Annotated in this window: 10 protein-coding genes; 6 read left to right on the top strand and 4 right to left on the bottom strand. The window is 33.5% G+C overall.

What is annotated here, in order from left to right; translation table 11 throughout:
* Positions 1–16: 16 nt before the first annotated feature.
* Both ACJJVI_RS12960 and ACJJVI_RS12965 read right to left on the bottom strand, forming a co-directional pair.
* On the bottom strand, positions 17–775 hold the full coding sequence (locus tag ACJJVI_RS12960) for a LytR/AlgR family response regulator transcription factor (protein WP_405352275.1): 759 nt from the start codon (positions 773–775) through the stop codon (positions 17–19).
* Entirely contained in the window at positions 776–2,449 is a 1,674-nt protein-coding gene (locus tag ACJJVI_RS12965; protein ID WP_042296668.1) for a histidine kinase, read from the bottom strand. It abuts the gene before it with no gap.
* Positions 2,450–2,773: 324 nt separating this feature from the next.
* On the opposite strand from ACJJVI_RS12965, the gene ACJJVI_RS12970 reads away from it, so the two are divergent.
* Positions 2,774–2,902, top strand: a complete 129-nt coding sequence (locus ACJJVI_RS12970; protein ID WP_262496349.1) for a hypothetical protein — start codon at positions 2,774–2,776, stop codon at positions 2,900–2,902.
* Positions 2,903–2,952: 50 nt separating this feature from the next.
* On the opposite strand, the gene ACJJVI_RS12975 is transcribed toward ACJJVI_RS12970, so the two are convergent.
* Entirely contained in the window at positions 2,953–3,387 is a 435-nt protein-coding gene (locus ACJJVI_RS12975) for a hemerythrin domain-containing protein (protein ID WP_348021564.1), read from the bottom strand.
* 10 nt (positions 3,388–3,397) lie between these two features.
* On the bottom strand, positions 3,398–3,898 hold the full coding sequence (locus ACJJVI_RS12980) for a pyridoxamine 5'-phosphate oxidase family protein (protein WP_405352276.1): 501 nt from the start codon (positions 3,896–3,898) through the stop codon (positions 3,398–3,400).
* 334 nt (positions 3,899–4,232) lie between these two features.
* On the opposite strand from ACJJVI_RS12980, the gene ACJJVI_RS12985 reads away from it, so the two are divergent.
* From ACJJVI_RS12985 to ACJJVI_RS13005, 5 genes are read left to right on the top strand one after another with little or no spacing between them, the layout of a single operon-like run.
* Positions 4,233–5,951 carry a hypothetical protein gene (locus ACJJVI_RS12985; protein ID WP_405352277.1) on the top strand — a complete coding sequence of 573 codons (1,719 nt, stop codon included), beginning with the start codon at positions 4,233–4,235 and terminating at the stop codon, positions 5,949–5,951.
* Between the two features lie 11 nt (positions 5,952–5,962).
* Complete coding sequence (locus ACJJVI_RS12990) at positions 5,963–12,499, top strand: hypothetical protein (protein WP_405352278.1); 6,537 nt, start codon at positions 5,963–5,965, stop codon at positions 12,497–12,499.
* Positions 12,500–12,508: 9 nt separating this feature from the next.
* Positions 12,509–14,578 (top strand): hypothetical protein, encoded by a 2,070-nt coding sequence (locus tag ACJJVI_RS12995; protein ID WP_348021567.1) that lies wholly within the window; start codon positions 12,509–12,511, stop codon positions 14,576–14,578.
* Between the two features lie 17 nt (positions 14,579–14,595).
* Positions 14,596–17,424: a histidine kinase gene (locus tag ACJJVI_RS13000; RefSeq protein WP_405352279.1), complete on the top strand. Its 2,829-nt coding sequence runs from the start codon at positions 14,596–14,598 to the stop codon at positions 17,422–17,424.
* The gene (locus tag ACJJVI_RS13005) at positions 17,411–18,148 is read left to right on the top strand and encodes a LytR/AlgR family response regulator transcription factor (RefSeq protein ID WP_405352280.1); all 738 of its coding nucleotides are present in this window, start codon (positions 17,411–17,413) and stop codon (positions 18,146–18,148) included. The genes ACJJVI_RS13000 and ACJJVI_RS13005 overlap by 14 nt, the downstream gene beginning before the upstream one ends.
* Positions 18,149–18,167 lie beyond the last annotated feature (19 nt).

Here is an 18,167-nt window from a genome sequence, read left to right on the forward strand (position 1 = left end):
TCTTTAAATCATATTTTCAATTCATCTTCTGTAAAATTCTTTCAAAAACCACGTCTTTATTTTGTCCAGAAACTGGTAATTCTTCTCCGTTAATAAGAATGAGGCTTCCTGATCTTATAAATTGAGTGACAAAATTTGCATTTACTAAGTAAGATCGTTGACATCTAACAAAATTTGATTCAGGCAATAGTTGTACTGCATATTTAATTGGTTTTGAAATTAAAATGGATTTATTATTTACAAGAAAAAATGTAGTATAATTCCCGTCTGACTTGCAGTACATTATATCGGCTATTTTGACGATATGTATGGCCTCAATAGTTTTCAGAACGATATTTTCTTTTATATCCTTAAGATAATAATCACCAGCAATATTACTTTGGTTTAAAAATGCAACCTGTCCTTTATTACTCTTAGCTGAAATGGCTTTTTCAATCGCATTAATAAATTCAGATTCTATAATAGGCTTAAGTAAATAATCCAATGCTCCCATTTTAATGGCCTTGATCGCTTTATCATCAAATCCTGTAATGAAAATTAACTCAAAGTCAATAGTTTCCAATTGATTCAATAATTCGAAAGAGTTACCATCCTCCAATTCAATATCCAGTAATACGATATCAGGATTTACATTTTTAATTAAAGCTATCCCATCTTTAATACTACTTGCTTCTCCTTCAACAGTTATCTTATGCTTAAAATTATTATGCAAAGAATCAATAAGTAAATCCCGAATATATTTTTCATCATCAATAGTTATTATACTTAAACTCATTTACTGTTGTATTGGAATTAAAAAATCGACTATAGTCCCTTTGTTATTTTTATTGCTACGATACTGAATATTTTCTTTTGTTGCTTTTATAATATAGTTAGAAATCAAACTAATCGAGCTGATTCTTTTTGATGTATCTAATACTTTTTGAATACCATTACCATTATCTATAATGACACACCGTAAATAATTAGGCTTTTTTGAAAGAGATAATTCAAGACTAATTAAACCTTTAAACTCTAAATTTTGAAATCCGTGTTCAATGGCGTTTTCTAAAAAAGGTTGCAATAACATCGGCGGTATGTAATATAAAGAGTCCTGACATAGATCTTTGAGAATGATTTCGTAATCAAATTTATGAGGATATCTTAATTTTTGTAAATCTAAATAGTTTTCAACGGCTTCTAATTCATCATCTAATAGGACAAAATTGTTAGCCGAATTCTCTAGTACAAGTCTCAATAACCTTGAAAATTTATTTAAATATAAAAAAGCTAATTCTTTATTATTGGATATCATCTCCTTAACGCGGCTTAAACTATTAAAAACAAAATGAGGATTCATTTGAGCTCTCAATAACCTCTGTTGCTTTAATAATGATTCTATTTCATAATCTTTTCTCTTTTTTCTTAAATAGAAAAATAAACTTAAGGAAATGATTATAATAAAAGAGACAGAAATAATTAAAGCAATTAAAAATTTAAAATTATCCAACTCAACATTTTGTTTTTCAATTAATAAGTCCTGCGATTTAACTTTTTCTTTTTTTAAAGATTCTAATTCTTTAGAAAATCTATTTTGATAGAATAATTCAAGTTCGTTTGAAGACTTATCGATAAGCTGTTCTATTTTTGAATTGTCTAGATTCAATTTCCTAGCTAATCTTAATTCATATTTATAAATGCTTACTCTAAGGTTATTTGAAACCTTAGCTTGATTAAGCATATAAAATGAATCTAAATACTTTCTTGCTTTCTCATAATCATCAAGTGCAATGAAAGCCTCAGATATATTAGCATAAGATGTCGCTAAACCATTAACTCTACCATCCAATTCAGACGTTTTATGAAATTTTAATGACTTTTTGTATGCATCGATTGACCTGTTATAATCGTTATTATAAAAATAAGTTATGCCTAAACTAGTGAAAATTGAGGATTTTAATAAAGGATGAAGATCATTATATTTTAATAAATCTTGTAAAATTAAACTAGATTCTTTAAACTCATTTTTTTTTCTTAAGATAGTACTCTTGAGAATTAAAGCAGTTGCCAGTTCATTTTCTGAAGCATTTTGAAGAATCAAATCATAATATTCTTGATTTGATTCTAAAGCTTTATCTAACTGGCCTGAGTTTAAATAAATATATTGCTCCGTATTTTTAACTAGTATAAATTTTTGCTCAATAGGAAATAATTCTTTTTGCTCAAATTCTCTCAAAACAGCCAAAGCATCACCATATTCATTTTTAAATATATATATACCCATTAATTTGGTATAATACTTAAATTGAAGGTTAGCATCAATAGATAAACAACTATCAATAGCTTTTTTGTATAATTCCTTTGCTTTCTCAAGGTTATTTTCTTTGTAGTATTGAAGACCTGAGTTAAAATATTTTTCTGAAATGCTTGTTTTTGAATTCGTTGATAAATTATTTTCTTCTATATTCATTTCACACTTTAGTAATGAAAACACAAGAAGCGAACTAATTAAAATTTTAAAATAGCGCATAAATTAAAAAATCTTAAATCTAGTAATTGGATACGCTAATTGAAAACTTCATACTATAAAATTTCTTATTTAACTTTCATACCAATCAAATTATCAGAGCTTACCTTAAAAAATATGGTGAGCAAAATGTGATTCATGAAGAGATTGCTGTTGAATTGTAAATGGATATATTAAGTCCATTTGTTAACTATGTTAATAGATTATCAATTAAGAATTTATTAAAAATCTGAAATAGACATTTCCTTTAATTTTAAAATAAAAAAGATGAACTACACATTTTCACCTAACGGCTATAGCGATTACAAACGCAAGACTATTGATGATCATGAAAATTATGATGACGAAGACGTGAATAATACGTCATCATCTTCACGCTTTGAAAGCTATTTATAAAAAAATCCGATCGATTGATCGGATTTTTTTATCTTAATTTGAAATAATAACTATCTGTTTTGCTCCATAAATTCTTGATAATCTTTTGCTAGACTAGATTTTTCTTTTTCGTTAAGAGCTTTACCTGCTAGTTGAAAGACCTCTTGTTCTTCTTCATCAAGATGATGTTCTACTTGATGTGCCAGCTCTTTCATGTACTTGAGCCATGCACTGCTATCCATGTCTGTTTCTTCTAGTTTTTCAACTAGCTCATCCATTTCGTGATGCTCGGCAATACTATGTCTAGCCTTTTCTTGAGTAAGATCAGATTCAATTAATGGAACATAGAAATGTCTTTCCTCAGCATCTGCATGAATGGCTAATTCATGTTTTAATTTATTAAACATGTTCTTTCTCAATGCTGTATCACCAGATGTGTGGACTAGTTGATCACAAAGTTCTCTCTGAATTTCATGATCTTTTCTTAGAGCTTCAAAAATATTCATATCGTTGGTTTTATAATTTTAAACTTCCACTAGTTCCTATTTCTGTTTCATCGCCTGTAATAGCAGTGTAGGCTAATTTTGCTAAGGTTACAATGGAATTTGTTTTAGTATCCCAATACTGCCCTTGTTCTGGTGTGAAGGTCAATACCGTTATTGTTGGGTCATCTTTTCCATCAAACCAATTATTATCAAGATTTCCATAAAGCTCTTCAATTAAAATAGGATCCTTACTAATACTAGTAGATCCATAAACACTCAAAAACTCTTTAGACTTCACATCACTAAAAATCAATTGAGTATCTGCATCTTTTTGGATGTTTTTATTGTGATCACTAGTGCTTTTACTGAAAAATAAGATTGATCCATTATCATTAATTCTCTTAGGCGTCATAGGTATACTGTCAACTGGCTTTGACCCTAGATTAGTAAGCATCATACTGGTCTCAATCGATCTGGATAATTCTAAGTATTTCTCTAAAGCTTCTCTTTGGTATAGGTTTTCTGAACTCATTTTTTATTTTAAATATACAGACACATCATTGGTAATACTCTTAATTAATTACGAATTAACTCGTTTTTTAGAAGTATCAACAATCATATCCGTATTTAAAATGATTATTATCAGGTACTTTAAAACTTACACTCAATTTATCCTCTACTGGTAAATCTCTAAGAATGTTAAAATATGTTAAGGAACCAAATAAGCATTTCATGGAATGAAACCAACCATTGAATAAATAGCGATTGTCTTTTCTTAATGAAAGTCTCAAATTGTTCTTGTTAAATTGAAGAAGCCTGAATTAATTATTTAATTGAAGGTGACTTTTTATCAAGACTACAACATTATGGGGAGGAATGTTCAAATCGTTTTTACATTATTATTGTGTTTATTGATGGGTTTTCATGTTAGTAAGGCACAAGATGAAAAAGAAGATAAAAAGTCACCTATTCAGGTTACAGGAAGTTTAGGTTTTTACTATGACTACTATTCTTATACACAAGAAAACTATGCAAGTTTTAGACCTCGATATCCCGAAAATCTATTAAGACTTAACGCTCAAATGAGCATCAACTTTGGCAAGCACTTTAGCATACCTATAAGTGTCAACGTTACTAATCAAGACGTTATTTATAATTTACCTAGTGTACCAGAAGAAAGTGCTCTAGATTATATTCAAAATCCAGCAAACAACATAAGTATCAATCCTAAGTACAAATGGGCTCAAGGCTTTTTTGGTACGCAAACACCTATGTACACACCACTAACTACTGGTGACATTCCCATCTTTGGAGTTGGTCTAGAAATAAACCCAGGTAAATTTATTCTATCTGCAGCAGTAGGGAAATCTCAACGTGCTATCGAACCAGATATATTATTAAACGTACCTGGCGCCTATGAACAAAGTATTATCACGGCACGCATAGGAGTAGGAAAAATAGAAGGTTCTAAATTCACAATTAACGTAGTACGTGTGAGAGATCATAAAAATTCTGTACTTGCTAATCCCATAGGAATAGAACCTATTGAAGGTTTGACCATTTCACCCTATGCAGAATTTAAAGTGTTTAAAAAATTAAACATCCGTACAGAGACTGCTGGATCTATATTTACCAAAGATCTCTTTAATAATGGAGTCATTGATGAAGATTACATAACGGCAGTAGAAGATTTTATCACCGTTAATGCAAGTACTACTGCAGACTTCTCTCATAACACACGTATAGACTGGAAAGGAGATAAATTTCAATTAGGTGGTGAAGTACAATATATAGGTCCAGGATTTTTACCTGTGGGATATCGATTTGTAGAACGCGACATCCTAGATTATAAGGTCAATACTGGTATGAAACTATTTGACAACAAAGTAAACTTTACAGGTAGTTTTGGTATAAGAACTAATAATTTAAACGATACAAAATTATCGTCTTCAGAACGCATTATTTCTAATGCAAATCTATTTGCGCAAGTGACAAAATCTTTCTCTGTCAACCTCAATTACAGCAACTTTGGATTCAAAAACGATGCTAACATATTGAATCAACGCATAGAACTAGTCAATAATTCCATCACGGTATCGCCTTCCTACACGTTTAAAACAGAAAAGTACATGCACCTTATTACAGGTAATGTGGCGCTGACCAGTTTTGAGCAATTTGATGTCGTTAGTAACGCTTTCGCGAAAGCGGAAAATACCACCTACTCTATCAATTATAATATCTCTTTCTTAGAAAAGCCTTTGAGCATCGGTTTACAGGGCATCTATCTAGAAAACCAATTACCTACTGGAGATTTCACCATGTTGAATTATGGTCTTATAGCCAGCTACAAAATGCTAGATAAAAAATTAACGCCTTCCATAGGATTCAACTTTGCTCATGTAGACGTTCCTGGATTCACTACAGATTATAGAAAAAATTTAAACCTAAGATTGGGTTATAAACTGACTAAAAAACTGCAATGTAAACTGCAGTATCGCTACACAAATTTCAGATACGGTAATTCTAAACCTGGTGCCGCACTGGATCAAAATAGAGTTCAATTCTCTATTCAACAACGATTTTAATACACTGGATTATGAAAAAGATATTATTAATATTAGTTTTTGCATGCTGTTGTCAATGGGCTCAAGCACAATTACAAGCCACACTTAATGTAGATTCAAATCCTACTCCAGAATTAAGTGAATGGGTAAATCGTAATAATCTCGCCATTTTAACGGTGACTAATCCAGTTGCTGGTCTGACTATAGATTACCAAATTAAAGTTAGTCTACTATTAGATGGTGATGTAAAATTAACTACCGATAGATCTGTACCATATATGACGGCTGATCTAGGTACAGAAACATTTCTTGCAGATGAGTTGATCCCATATACTGCGGTACAGTTTATAGATGCTAAGTTTAAAGATAAAGTGTCTCGTACTGGTATGTTACCACCTGGCTCCTACAGTTTTTGTGTAGAGTTATTAGATCAAGAAGGTCGCAGTTTAACGCAACCAGAACAAATCTGTAGGCCTATGATCATTACAGATTATCAAATGCCAGAACTACTTTCACCTGTAGATGATAAAGTGATCGATCCTTTGTTGATTAACAGTCTCATGTTTCAATGGACACCACTAGTTCCTGTACCAGATGCCATGACTGGTATCACTTACCTAATTGCCGTAAGTGAAGTGCAGCCTGGACAAACGCCTAGTCAAGCATTCAGTGTGAATTACCCGATTATAGAAGAAGAAGTAACCATCGGGACGCAATTCATATGGCCACTAGATATCCCAGCACCAGATGAGGATCAACAGTATGTTTGGGGAATTAAGCCCATGACTCGAGAAGGAAATACTTATAGAGAAAAAAATAATGGCTTTGTAGATTATGGAGTATTTACCGTACGCGGCAATAATAAAAGCGGTGATGAAAAAGGTGATGGAAATGACGATTTTATTAGTAATAATAAAAGTGGTAATGAAAGCGGAGATGATAAAGATGGAGATAATTCTATTAAAAATAATAAAGACCCATTCATTCCAGAAGTAATCAATTGCAATGCTAATCCAGAATATCCAGGGAACCCAAATAATTTGAGCAATCATATCATATTTATGGATACCGGTCTTAGTTATAAATATCATTTGACTGGATTAAATATTATACAACAAAAATATTGGTTACAAACAGTAGGTGGATATAAACCTATGGATTATCAATTGACTACTCATATCGAATGGGATCAAGTTCATCCTATGGAAATTATTTCAGCAAACGCCGTAGATATATATCATGATTATAATTCAAGTATTCATAATAATTTTTCGATTCCTACTACAATAAATATTCACTTTAGACTCGTTTCTCTCAAATCGGGAATGGTCTGTGTAAAAATTGTCCCTGTGGAGCTTAAAGATTCAACTTTTGATCAAGATAAAATTGATAAACTAAAGGAATGTGATTTTCCTTCACAAAGAGATTTTGAACGTGCAGTAAGTATTATCAACAGCGATCCAAACTCTGATCCATTAAAAATTGAAATATTTAATGTGGCAGATTTTACCGAGGAGATTAGACGAGAACTATTATATCCTGGAGTTAATCATTATGAAGTAGAGTTAAATGTAAGCTACGATAATGGTTATCATGAACCTACTTATGAGGAAGTTCATGATCCTCAAATTGATAGAGGTGAAGACAGCACTATAACCCATACGTATACTAAAGATTGCGTTAAAAGAAAAATACCACAAAAAGTTTGCCTTACCTATACTATTAAAAGAAAAATACGTGGAGAAATTATAGTGTGCGAGAAAACTTATTGCCTTGAATTATCAGAAGAATTTCAGAGAGCGTTAGACGATTTAAAATATGATGAAGGCGCAGGAGATGATGATAATTCAGACGTTAACGACAAAGCTGGTGAAGAAGAATGTGCTTGTCTAGATAAAAGCAGTGTGACTATTCCAGATCTTACCATGGACTATACCGCAAATGGAGCTGGCACTGAACATACACTCACTATTCCTGGTTCACCAGCAGCTTTACAATCCATTATAGATTGTATGGCTACAAATGAACAATTTGAAGGTATGGAAAATATGGATGGTCATCCAGAATATAATTATCAAGAACATTTTTTTACAGGAACAGTAACACATGAATGGCATATACCAGATGCTATAAATGACCCTAGTAACACACATATGTTTACCGTTCTAGAGGACACAGATCAACCACTAGCAGAATTTGTGACCGTAACTTTTCATATTGTAAATGATAATGCTGGGATAGATTGTTATTTCACACAAGACGTGCCTGTACCACATGATGCATATAACACGATAAACGGGACAGAAGAATGTGAATGTGATGATGACACAACGCTTACTGAGCCAGCACTTACATTATTAAGACCAGATGCTGTCGAGGAACCTCGAGAAATTTTATTCGGCGGAATTACGGCTTATAGAGATTACTTATTAAATTGTAATAGTAATTACAGCCTTTCTACTCACTCTATGGAAGTCAACATTAATTGGGACGAAGACCATGACGAAGAGTCTATAGTAAATGCTGGACCTTTTACACATGCTTATGATACAGAAGATCATCAAATTCCATCTGAAATATGTGTAACCTTTACCATAACGCCTTTATTCCCTTCAAGCGATGGTCAAGCGTGTGAGGTAACTAAGTGTTTACCTGTGCCCGTAGAATGGTTAACATTAAATACTGCAGCTGAAGGAGATGGAGACATCGCTGATGGAGATAGCATTTTTGCAGGTGAACATGTGGATGGACAAGGTGAGTTTGAAATAGTCATAGACAGCATCTCAGGAGATGGCCCATATTCTGGAACTGGAATCACACATATCCCATGGTTACTCGCAAACGTGGCTGTAGAATTTACCGATATTACCGTAGACGCAGATGCAAATCTTGTTTCTGGAGAAATCACAGTAATAGTAGCCGATACAGCGCCTGCTTATCCTTATGGATGTGTAGGAATGGGACACGATAATGCCGATGATATTCAAGATTGGTTAACCACAGATGGAGCTATCGTTGAGTACACACCTGCACTACCCTTTCTTGCACCTTTAGAAGCTCCATTTGGAATTGAATTTCCTGGTGGCGATATTATCGCAGTAAGTTCTATGGTTTTTAAACCTACAAAATCAGAGTTTAATTTACTAGTCATCAAACAATTTGAGCCAGATGTGAATCCAGATCAAGTATTAGGATTTAAAGCCTGTGATACAGACTTTCATCTAGCAGCACCTGTATGGCCACCAGAAAGACTAGAACTACTTGAAGATATTACTATAGGAAATGTCAATAATAAAATCACCTTCACATTTAAAGCTCCAGTACCAGGAACTAGTCCTGGTTGTTTTATAGAATGGGGCAGTTCAGGAATTACTAACTATGCTGTTGAACTGGATGTAGATTTTACTAGAGAATGGTTAATTCCTATAGATGAAATTGATGGAACAGAAAAATCAACCGCAAACCTAGTAGGCGCAGGAACTGCATGGGAAGGAATAGTACTTACTGGTAATCTTGAAGAATCTATATTATCTGCTACAATACCCGATCCAGATAATGGTACACCTACAGATTCTGGAGCACATGACTTTATTATTCTTGCCGACGAGATTGCCATGGATATGTCTGATACCATGAACACGCCTGGAATGTCCTTTCCTCCTATTTACACTGGTGAAACTACCAATCTTTTTAGAGGTTTTTATATGGATGAATTAACGGTAAAATTCTCTCCTAATAAAATGAATACACCAAGTGGTGGCCCTATAGAAGTGAGTATTAATGACATGATCATAGATGATACCGGAATCACACTAACTGCTGAGGTAGAAAATCTCATCGCTTTCGGCGGTGCAGAAGTTGGTGATATGGTTGCTAGTGTAGATCGTATTTATCTAGAAATACTATCTAGTAATTTTGTAGAAGCTGGCGTTGAAGGTCGTATCGCTATACCGGTAAATGAAGGAAATGGAATTGATAACTCACTTGCATATACTGCTTTGTTTAATAACCCTTTAGATCCAGCTTTGAATAATAATTTTCAAATAATTCTAGAACCAGATCAACCTATACAGAATGATCTTTTCGGTGGCGGACAATTTACTCTTGATGAGACTTCAAACTTATCAGGTTACTTTGATAAAGATAAAAGAACCTTTACCATGGATCTTAATGGTGATTTTGCGTGGGAAGATGCTACTGTAGGGCCTGTAGATCAAATCAATATGGCATTAGGATTTGAAGGTCTAGGGTTTGATTATGACAGCAGCTTATCCAGCAATAAATTATCCTTTGATGCAGGAAACTGGGCTTTTGCAAGTCCACAAAAGAAAGCTGCAAATTTCCCTGTGACGATTGAAGAAATTAAATTCAATCAAATGACTACTACTGGCAATCAATTAATGCGCGGTAAATTAAATTTTGATTTGATCTTCAACCTATCCAAGAAAATAGGAGGACGAGCAACATTAGGTATAGAAGGAGCCATTACAGACACTAAATCTAGTGGTGGGAAAACTTTTGATCCAGAATTATTAGGTGTAGTCATAGATGAAATTCATGTCTCTGCAGATTTAGCAGCCGTGAAAATAGATGGAATGCTCGCTTTTAGAACCGATGATCCTGAATATGGCAATGGGTTTCTAGGAACGCTAGAGGCCGAGTTCAAAGCTGGTGGTATTAAAGTAAGTGCACTGGCAGAGTTCGGAAATACCACTTACAACCACACTAGTCCTTACCGATACTGGCGTGTTGAAGCTGCAGCGACTTTCCCTGCTCCAGGAATTACATTTTTACCGGGAATTGCCTTTAGAGGTTTTGGCGGTGGAGCTTTTCAAAATATGATTGCGACGCCTGATGGAAGTGATTTTATATTCACACCAGAGTATGATCAACTAGGTTTCAGAGCAAATGCAGTTATCGCAACGACTCCTAAAGAAGAGACTTTTAATGCAGACGTAGGACTACTGGCTGCCTTTTCTGGTAGTGGCGGTATGACCAATATTGCTTTTACCGGAGACTTCTTTGTAGGAGCAAAAATTGTAGATCGCAGCAAAGCCAAAATAGATGGTGCCGTAGGTGTTAGTTACAATTTTCCAAACAAGAAATTTATTTTAACTGCAGCTGTAAATGTCAATGCACCACCTATCACGACTCCATCACCTATGAACTTGATTCTTGATATTGATGGAAAGAAGAATGAATGGTTCTTCAAATTTGGAGAACCCGATTATTTAAATACCGTTAATATAAGTGGAGTTTCCTTATATGAATATCTCATGTTTGGAAATAAAATCCCATTTCCAGGTGGATTTACGACGAGATTCAAGAATAACTATTACAGTGCCGTAGGGAACTATCCTTATGCAGGAACCACTGGTTCTGGTGGTGTAGGCAGTAATACAGAGCAAGGAAAAGGATTTGCGATGGGAATAGGTTTTATGTTTGATAAAAGTGGAGAATATAAGGTCACAAAATTCAATAGCGGAGAAAAAAAACATGTCTTAGGATGGGATCTAGCCGCTGGAGCAGAACTACATCTCTCTTACATGCAGTATGTAGGTAGTTGTGGTGGATACACTCCATTAGGTATCAACGGTTATAGAGCAAAAGGTGGATTAGGAATGTACGGTACTGCTGGTGCTAGAGTAACAAGATATAAAAAGGACGGAAGTACAAAATGGAATATTAACATCGCATCTATAAAAGCTGGCGCCTGGATAACGGGAGAATTTCCAAAACCAGTCTATGCCGCTGGTGCGGTAGAAGGTGAAGTAGGTCTTTTTGATGATCTTATTTCATTTGACTTTTATCAAGCTTTTGAATACGGAACTTATTGTAACAATGGTAGTGCGAGTTCTGGTGCGCCAGTGACACAAGGAGATGCCGCTGCAGAACAGCAAAATGCATTAATTACTTATGTAAAAGCCAGTCCTGGTGCTAATTTCCCTTTACAGCAGCCTGTTATTGCAAAATTTGGTTTAACTCCAGACGTTGCGTTTGATGTCAGCGAGCAACAATCAAACGGTACCGTAGAAATGCGTACTTTCAAAATGGTAAAAACTCAATCATTTAAAATTGAAAATGAAACGACAGGAGCTTGGGAATTTGTAAACTTAGCACAAAAACAAAATAACCTCGGTGAATACTTATATATTAAACAAGCAAGTACAATGACAGCTACTATAGCTGCAGTAGCTATGCCACCTGCACCTAGTTTTGGGCTTTTAGGAATTGCCCCAGCAGCTTCAGTATATACTTCTTCACCTGCAATGGGAATATCTGGCTTATCAACTACAACCGAAGTTGCTGGACCTAGTTCTCTTACCTCATTTCCGGTAACACCTAGCAGTGATTATGACGACTTACCACCAGATCCAGATCCTGTAATTAATGATTTACTGTACAATCGCAGATATAAATTTACGGTAACAGCAACATTAAAAGAGTACGTAGGAAACAGTTGGGTTACCGCAGTTAAAAACGATGGAACTCCTGTAACTCAAACAATCACTAAAACATTCAGTACGGGACCGGTGGTCGCAGTAGCAGCTAGTACTTCAACATTTTAAATAAAGGACATGAAAAAATATCTATCGATCATATTTATCAGCTTTTTATTTTTGTTTTCCGCTTTCGCGAAAGCGCAACAAGAACCGACTACCGTAATAAAAACCAAAGGACGGTATATTAATAATACCGTTGAGTTAAGATTTTTTCCTGACAGAAAAAGTACCATGAAACTTGCATTTAAATCTGGTTTTATAATTGAGCGAGCAAACGGTAGCGCAGGAAATTTTGTAGAAATAGGTCGTACTACACCATATAGTGAAGCGCAGTGGCTAGAAGTAATGAACGCTGCTCCAAATGAAGATAAAATGAACGAAATAGAACTTGCTATGGATTTTTATCTAGATGTACTTGAGGATAATGGTGGTACGATGAGTTTTAATGACGGTATAGGCGAACTTAAGAATCAAAAAGCAGCTGAAGATTTTCAACTAATGATCTCTTTACTTACCGCTATAAAAAATGCCGAAGCTGCAAAAGGATTAGGGTTTTCTTATGTGGACCAGACTGTAGAGAATGGAGTTGATTACACTTATAGAGTTAAACTAGTTGCACCATCAACAATTTATAAAATAGAATCTATTCCATTCAGTATAAAAGCAATTAATAATTCAGATGCCCTTAAAAATAAAATTTACATAAAAACAGGTGATACAGAACTAGGGTTTGTCTGGAATGAACATCCTGACTTGAGCGGTGTCGATGTAGAACGTACTATTAATGGTAAAAACGTTAAACTTAACAAGGCTCCTATTTATGCCATAAGAGGTAGCGACTATGACGGTCCTAAACGTACTGGATTTGATGAAGACAGTTTAGTTAACTATCAAAAATATACGTATCGTTTCTATGCTCAAACTCTCTTTGGAGAACGAGTACAGTTTGCAGAAGTAACAGGAATGCCTCGCGATAGAAAGCCACCACAGCAACCTTTTTTAAAGCAACCACAGCATGCTCAACCTGATGAGGTACATATCGAGTGGGAAATGCAAGCACCTATTGCTGGAGATTTTAAAGGTTTTGCCATATCAAGATCTGAAGAAAACAACGGTACATTTACCTTACTGCACGATAAATTATTACCGCAAACAGCTCGTAAATTTATAGACAAATCATTCTTGATGGATAAAACTAATTACTATCTCGTACAGGCAGTTGATACCGCAAATAATGTAAGTTCATCTTTTCCTGTAGCGGTAACACTAATTGATAGCATTCCACCTAGTAAACCTATATTTATTAAAGGTAAAATAGATTCCACTGGTGTCGTTACTGTTGATATTAAGAAAAACCCAGAGGCGGATTTAATGGGATATAGATTATATAGATCTAACGCTGCAGAGCATGAATTTTCTGCAATTAAAGAAGGTTTTCTATCTATTGATAGTATGGGTAGAGATGTAAAAACCGTATATAAAGATACCGTTACTTTAAAGTCTTTAACTCCTTATATATATTATAGAGTTGAAGCTCTTGATTTTAATCACAACACATCCGAATTTTCAGAAATTTTGAAAGTCAAAAGACCAGATAAAATTGCTCCTACCACTCCAGTATTTAAAAAAATAAAATCTACTGAAGATGTTATCGAATTACAGTTTGCCTTGAGTAAAAGTATAGACGTAAAAGAACAAATTCTCTATCGTAAAACAGACCTTAAAGCACCATGGGAAAAATATCAAATTTTAAAAAATGACCAACTTACCTTCATAGATAAAAATGTAAAAAAAGGAACGATTTATTATTATAGTATGAAAGCAATCGATGAAAGTGAAAATGCATCAGAATATGCAGTTCCGGTACAAGGTAAAACCTATAAGACTGGTGTTAGACCACCTGTAGAAGATTTAAGAATTACTACTAAAAATGGTGAGGTCACTCTAGTTTGGAGTTATAAAGACTTAAATAAAGAAACCTATTTTGTGATTTACAAGAAAAATAAAGATGGTCAGTTTGTGAGACATGGTAGGTCGTTAAAATTACGCTTCAGCGAAAGCGAGAAAAATAAAAGCATCTATGCTGTTAAAGTATTTACAACTGACGGTGGGCAATCTAAATTAAGTAAAGAAGTAAGTATTTAATAGTATTTTTATACAGAATGATAAAGTCGTGGATTCTAGTTGCTTTTTTTATCGCCTTTAACTGGAGCGCTGCACAATCTTATACCAATTATTCTGAAAAAGATGGTTTACCTAGTAATCATATTTACAAAATCACACAAGATTCAAATGGCTTTATATGGATTGCTACAGATGAAGGTCTCGTAAAATATAATGGCACTGACTTCAAAGTTTTCACTACTCAAGAAGGCCTGCCTACTAATGATATATGGAATGTGTTCCCTGCTACCGATGGGAAGTTATGGTATATCGCAAAAAGTACTAGTATGGGATACATTCTCGATAACGTGGTCCATAATTTTGTAAATAAAGAGGCGGATGTAAGTATTGATCCCATCTATAGTGGATTTACCGGTGATTCTTTAATACTATCGGGAACCTTTAGATCTCATAAACTTAATTCAGATTTCAAATGGGAGGAAATCAACTACAATTTTTATGAGGATTTTTCAAATGTATCTTATTTATCCCATAAAAAATATAAAGGTATTGTACGAAGCGTGTTAGATCATGATAGGCTTAATTTAGTGACTAGAGATAATAATTTACACCCATTACAGGATTCATTATTTACATTTAACAGCCATTCTAGAGGTCAACTAACAGATTCACTTTATGTAGGTAACTCCAACGATTCTTATGGTTTTATAAATTTTAATAATTTAGAAACAAGGAGATATACCTATGAAAGTGAATTAAACGTGCCATTTTTAAAATATTCTCGTTTACATCTAGCAAACAATAATATACAGCTAACTGGTGAGCACGTTGTTGCAATGCTTGATGATTCATTAAAAGCCATAGAGGTTGTTCACATTCCTATTGAATTGAAATCGCATTACTCCTTCATTGATAAGGAAAACACTGTATGGATTGCTACATTTTCAAATGGTATTTATAAATACTCTTTAAATGAACGACTCATAAAAAAAGAGCTGAGTCATTTTAAAATAAGTGACATTAAACGAGTCAATGAAAAAATAATTGCTCTTGTGAGTGGTAAGGGATTTTATGAATTAAATGAGAAAACCAATACTTTTCAACCTTACATGGATAGTAATGATTTTTTATATGACGCCGAATATATAAAGGAAACAAACACTTCTCATTTCATAACAAAGAAGAATATATTTTCAATCATAAAAAATGATTCTCTCAATCTGAAATTTGACGTGGATAATGAGAGAGCAAGATCAATGACCTTTTATAAAGGCTTCATTTATGGTCACTATACAGTAGGTATAAAAAAAATAGCTCCATATAGCTTAGAAAAAATTAAACCCTATAGTTTAAGCGGTGTGAGATGCTCAACAACCATGGATGACCGATTAATTTTTGGAGGATCTAATGGACTGTACGAGTTAGTAAATGATAAAATCATTGGAATTGAGTCTTTAACTAATTTTAAAAAACCTGTAATTGATATCGCTCGCGTTAATGATAAAACTTTGATCGTTTCTACTAGTGGATATGGTGTATATCAAACTGATTTAAACACTATAGAACTTTTAGAAGGCAGCGAATTTTTAAAATCTAACAATCCATGTATTGTAAAAAATGAACTTTACATACCTACTAATAAAGGAATTTATAATTATAAATACTTAAATGGAAAATTTCGATTTAAGCAATTGTGGAATAATAGAAATGGATTACCTACTAATAAAATAAATGGAATTGAGAAAGTCAATAATGAGTTATTAGTTGCTACTAATCAAGGTATCATCCACTACCCTATAGATTATATTTCTTCTCAAAGCTTATTAGATATCTATGTGGACAAAGCTCTGTATGCAAACCATGATTTGAAACTTAATAACAACACAACTTATATTCCAGATAGTGATCTTCAACTCGTCATTAATAATATTGATTATAGAGTAAATAAGAAAATGTACTATGAGTTCAGGTTATTACCTACACAAAAAAAATGGACCGTTGCAAATTCTTCTAACCTGACCTTCTCTGATTTAAGCCCAGGCGAGTATAATTTAGAACTGCGCAGTGGAGGAATTAATAAGAGTTTTAAGTTTCAACTAGAACCGCGCTGGTATCAAAGCTGGTGGTTCTATTTAATTACTCTATTAACTGTAGTGACTCTTATCATATTAGTAACAAAAGCTTTAACTAAAAGATCCGAAGAAAAAAAGAATAAAGATCTATTACAGGCACAAAAATTGTCAGAATTACAACTTAAGGCATTGCGCTCTCAAATGAATCCACACTTTGTCTTCAATTCTCTAACAGCCATTCAGTATTACATTAATGAAAACGATTTTGAAACTTCAGATCGATATCTTGTAAAGTTTTCAAGGCTCATAAGAGAATTTTTTGAGCTCAGCAAAGAACAACATATCACTATAAAAAGAGAAATTGAGTTATTAAAAAACTACTTAGATTTAGAATCTCTACGTTTTAATAAAAAACTTCATTATCAAATTGAGGTAGATCCAACTTTAAATTTAAACGATTTCATTCCTAGTATGTTATTACAGCCCATTGTTGAAAACGCTGTTAATCATGGCATTTTTAATAAATCAGTAACTGGATTGATCATTGTTAAATTTGTAAAGCTGGATGAAAAACAAATACAAATTCATATCATTGATGATGGTGTAGGGTTTAAATTTAAGAAGGATGATGTTAGGTATAAATCATCATCTGTTTTAGAAGATCGTTTGAGATACTTAAAAGCTTCTGGTTTATGGGAAATAGAATTAAAAAGAGGACCAGCATCAAGCGATATTGAATATCCTGGACATGAAGTGATTTTTAATCTAAAAAAATTAAGTAATGAAAACCTATAAAGCTATACTGGTAGATGACGAGCACTCTGCTTTACAAAATCTTAAAAAGAAGATTGAAAAAGTATGCCCTAACGTTTATGTGATTGCAACATTTCAGGATCCCAAGATGGCATTAAATTACATCAATTCACATGCTACAGACATTTTGTTTTTAGACATTCAAATGCCTGGTCTTAATGGGTTTGAACTATTAAATAGTATTAATGAACTAAAATCTCAAGTCATTTTCTCGACCGCTTATGGAGAATATGCTTTAGAGGCTATCAAAAAAAACGCTGTTGATTATATACTCAAACCCGTTGATAACACAGAGCTCAAAGAGGCATTAGAAAAAGCAATTTTTAATATAGAAAAAGAGAACGCAGATCAAAATTCAAATCTTGTGGAGTTGCTCAATAAGATAATCGATCGTGACCATAAACTAAAAGTTCCTACCCAAAAAGGTATCTCATTCATTCCGCAAGAAGAAATTATACATCTAGAAGGTTATGAAGGTTATACAAAAATACATCTAGCAGATGGTAAAACTCTTACCAGTTCCTATAGCTTAGGTAGATTTAACGACTACCTAGACGACTATTTTTTTAAGTGTCATAAGTCTCACATAGTAAATATAAAAGCTGTAAGAGCCTTTGAAAACGAAGGTTATGTTGTGATCGGCGATGAATACCGTGTACCAATAACTAAGACATACAAACAGGCTTTTCTCGAGTTATTCAGTTAGGTTCATTACGCTTTCGCGG

The sequence above is a fragment of the Nonlabens sp. Asnod3-H03 genome (genome assembly GCF_045063665.1).
Taxonomy (GTDB): Bacteria; Bacteroidota; Bacteroidia; order Flavobacteriales; family Flavobacteriaceae; genus Nonlabens; species Nonlabens ulvanivorans.

Bases quoted from the DNA above. Each gene is read 5' to 3' on its own strand.
- ACJJVI_RS12975 (WP_348021564.1), bottom strand. From the start codon at position 3,387: ATGAATATTTTTGAAGCTCTAAGAAAAGATCATGAAATTCAGAGAGAA.
- ACJJVI_RS12970 (WP_262496349.1), top strand. From the start codon at position 2,774: ATGAACTACACATTTTCACCTAACGGCTATAGCGATTACAAACGCAAG.
- ACJJVI_RS12990 (WP_405352278.1), top strand. From the start codon at position 5,963: ATGAAAAAGATATTATTAATATTAGTTTTTGCATGCTGTTGTCAATGG.
- ACJJVI_RS13005 (WP_405352280.1), top strand. From the start codon at position 17,411: ATGAAAACCTATAAAGCTATACTGGTAGATGACGAGCACTCTGCTTTA.
- ACJJVI_RS12995 (WP_348021567.1), top strand. From the start codon at position 12,509: ATGAAAAAATATCTATCGATCATATTTATCAGCTTTTTATTTTTGTTT.
- ACJJVI_RS12985 (WP_405352277.1), top strand. From the start codon at position 4,233: ATGGGGAGGAATGTTCAAATCGTTTTTACATTATTATTGTGTTTATTG.
- ACJJVI_RS13000 (WP_405352279.1), top strand. From the start codon at position 14,596: ATGATAAAGTCGTGGATTCTAGTTGCTTTTTTTATCGCCTTTAACTGG.
- ACJJVI_RS12965 (WP_042296668.1), bottom strand. From the start codon at position 2,449: ATGAATATAGAAGAAAATAATTTATCAACGAATTCAAAAACAAGCATT.
- ACJJVI_RS12960 (WP_405352275.1), bottom strand. From the start codon at position 775: ATGAGTTTAAGTATAATAACTATTGATGATGAAAAATATATTCGGGAT.
- ACJJVI_RS12980 (WP_405352276.1), bottom strand. From the start codon at position 3,898: ATGAGTTCAGAAAACCTATACCAAAGAGAAGCTTTAGAGAAATACTTA.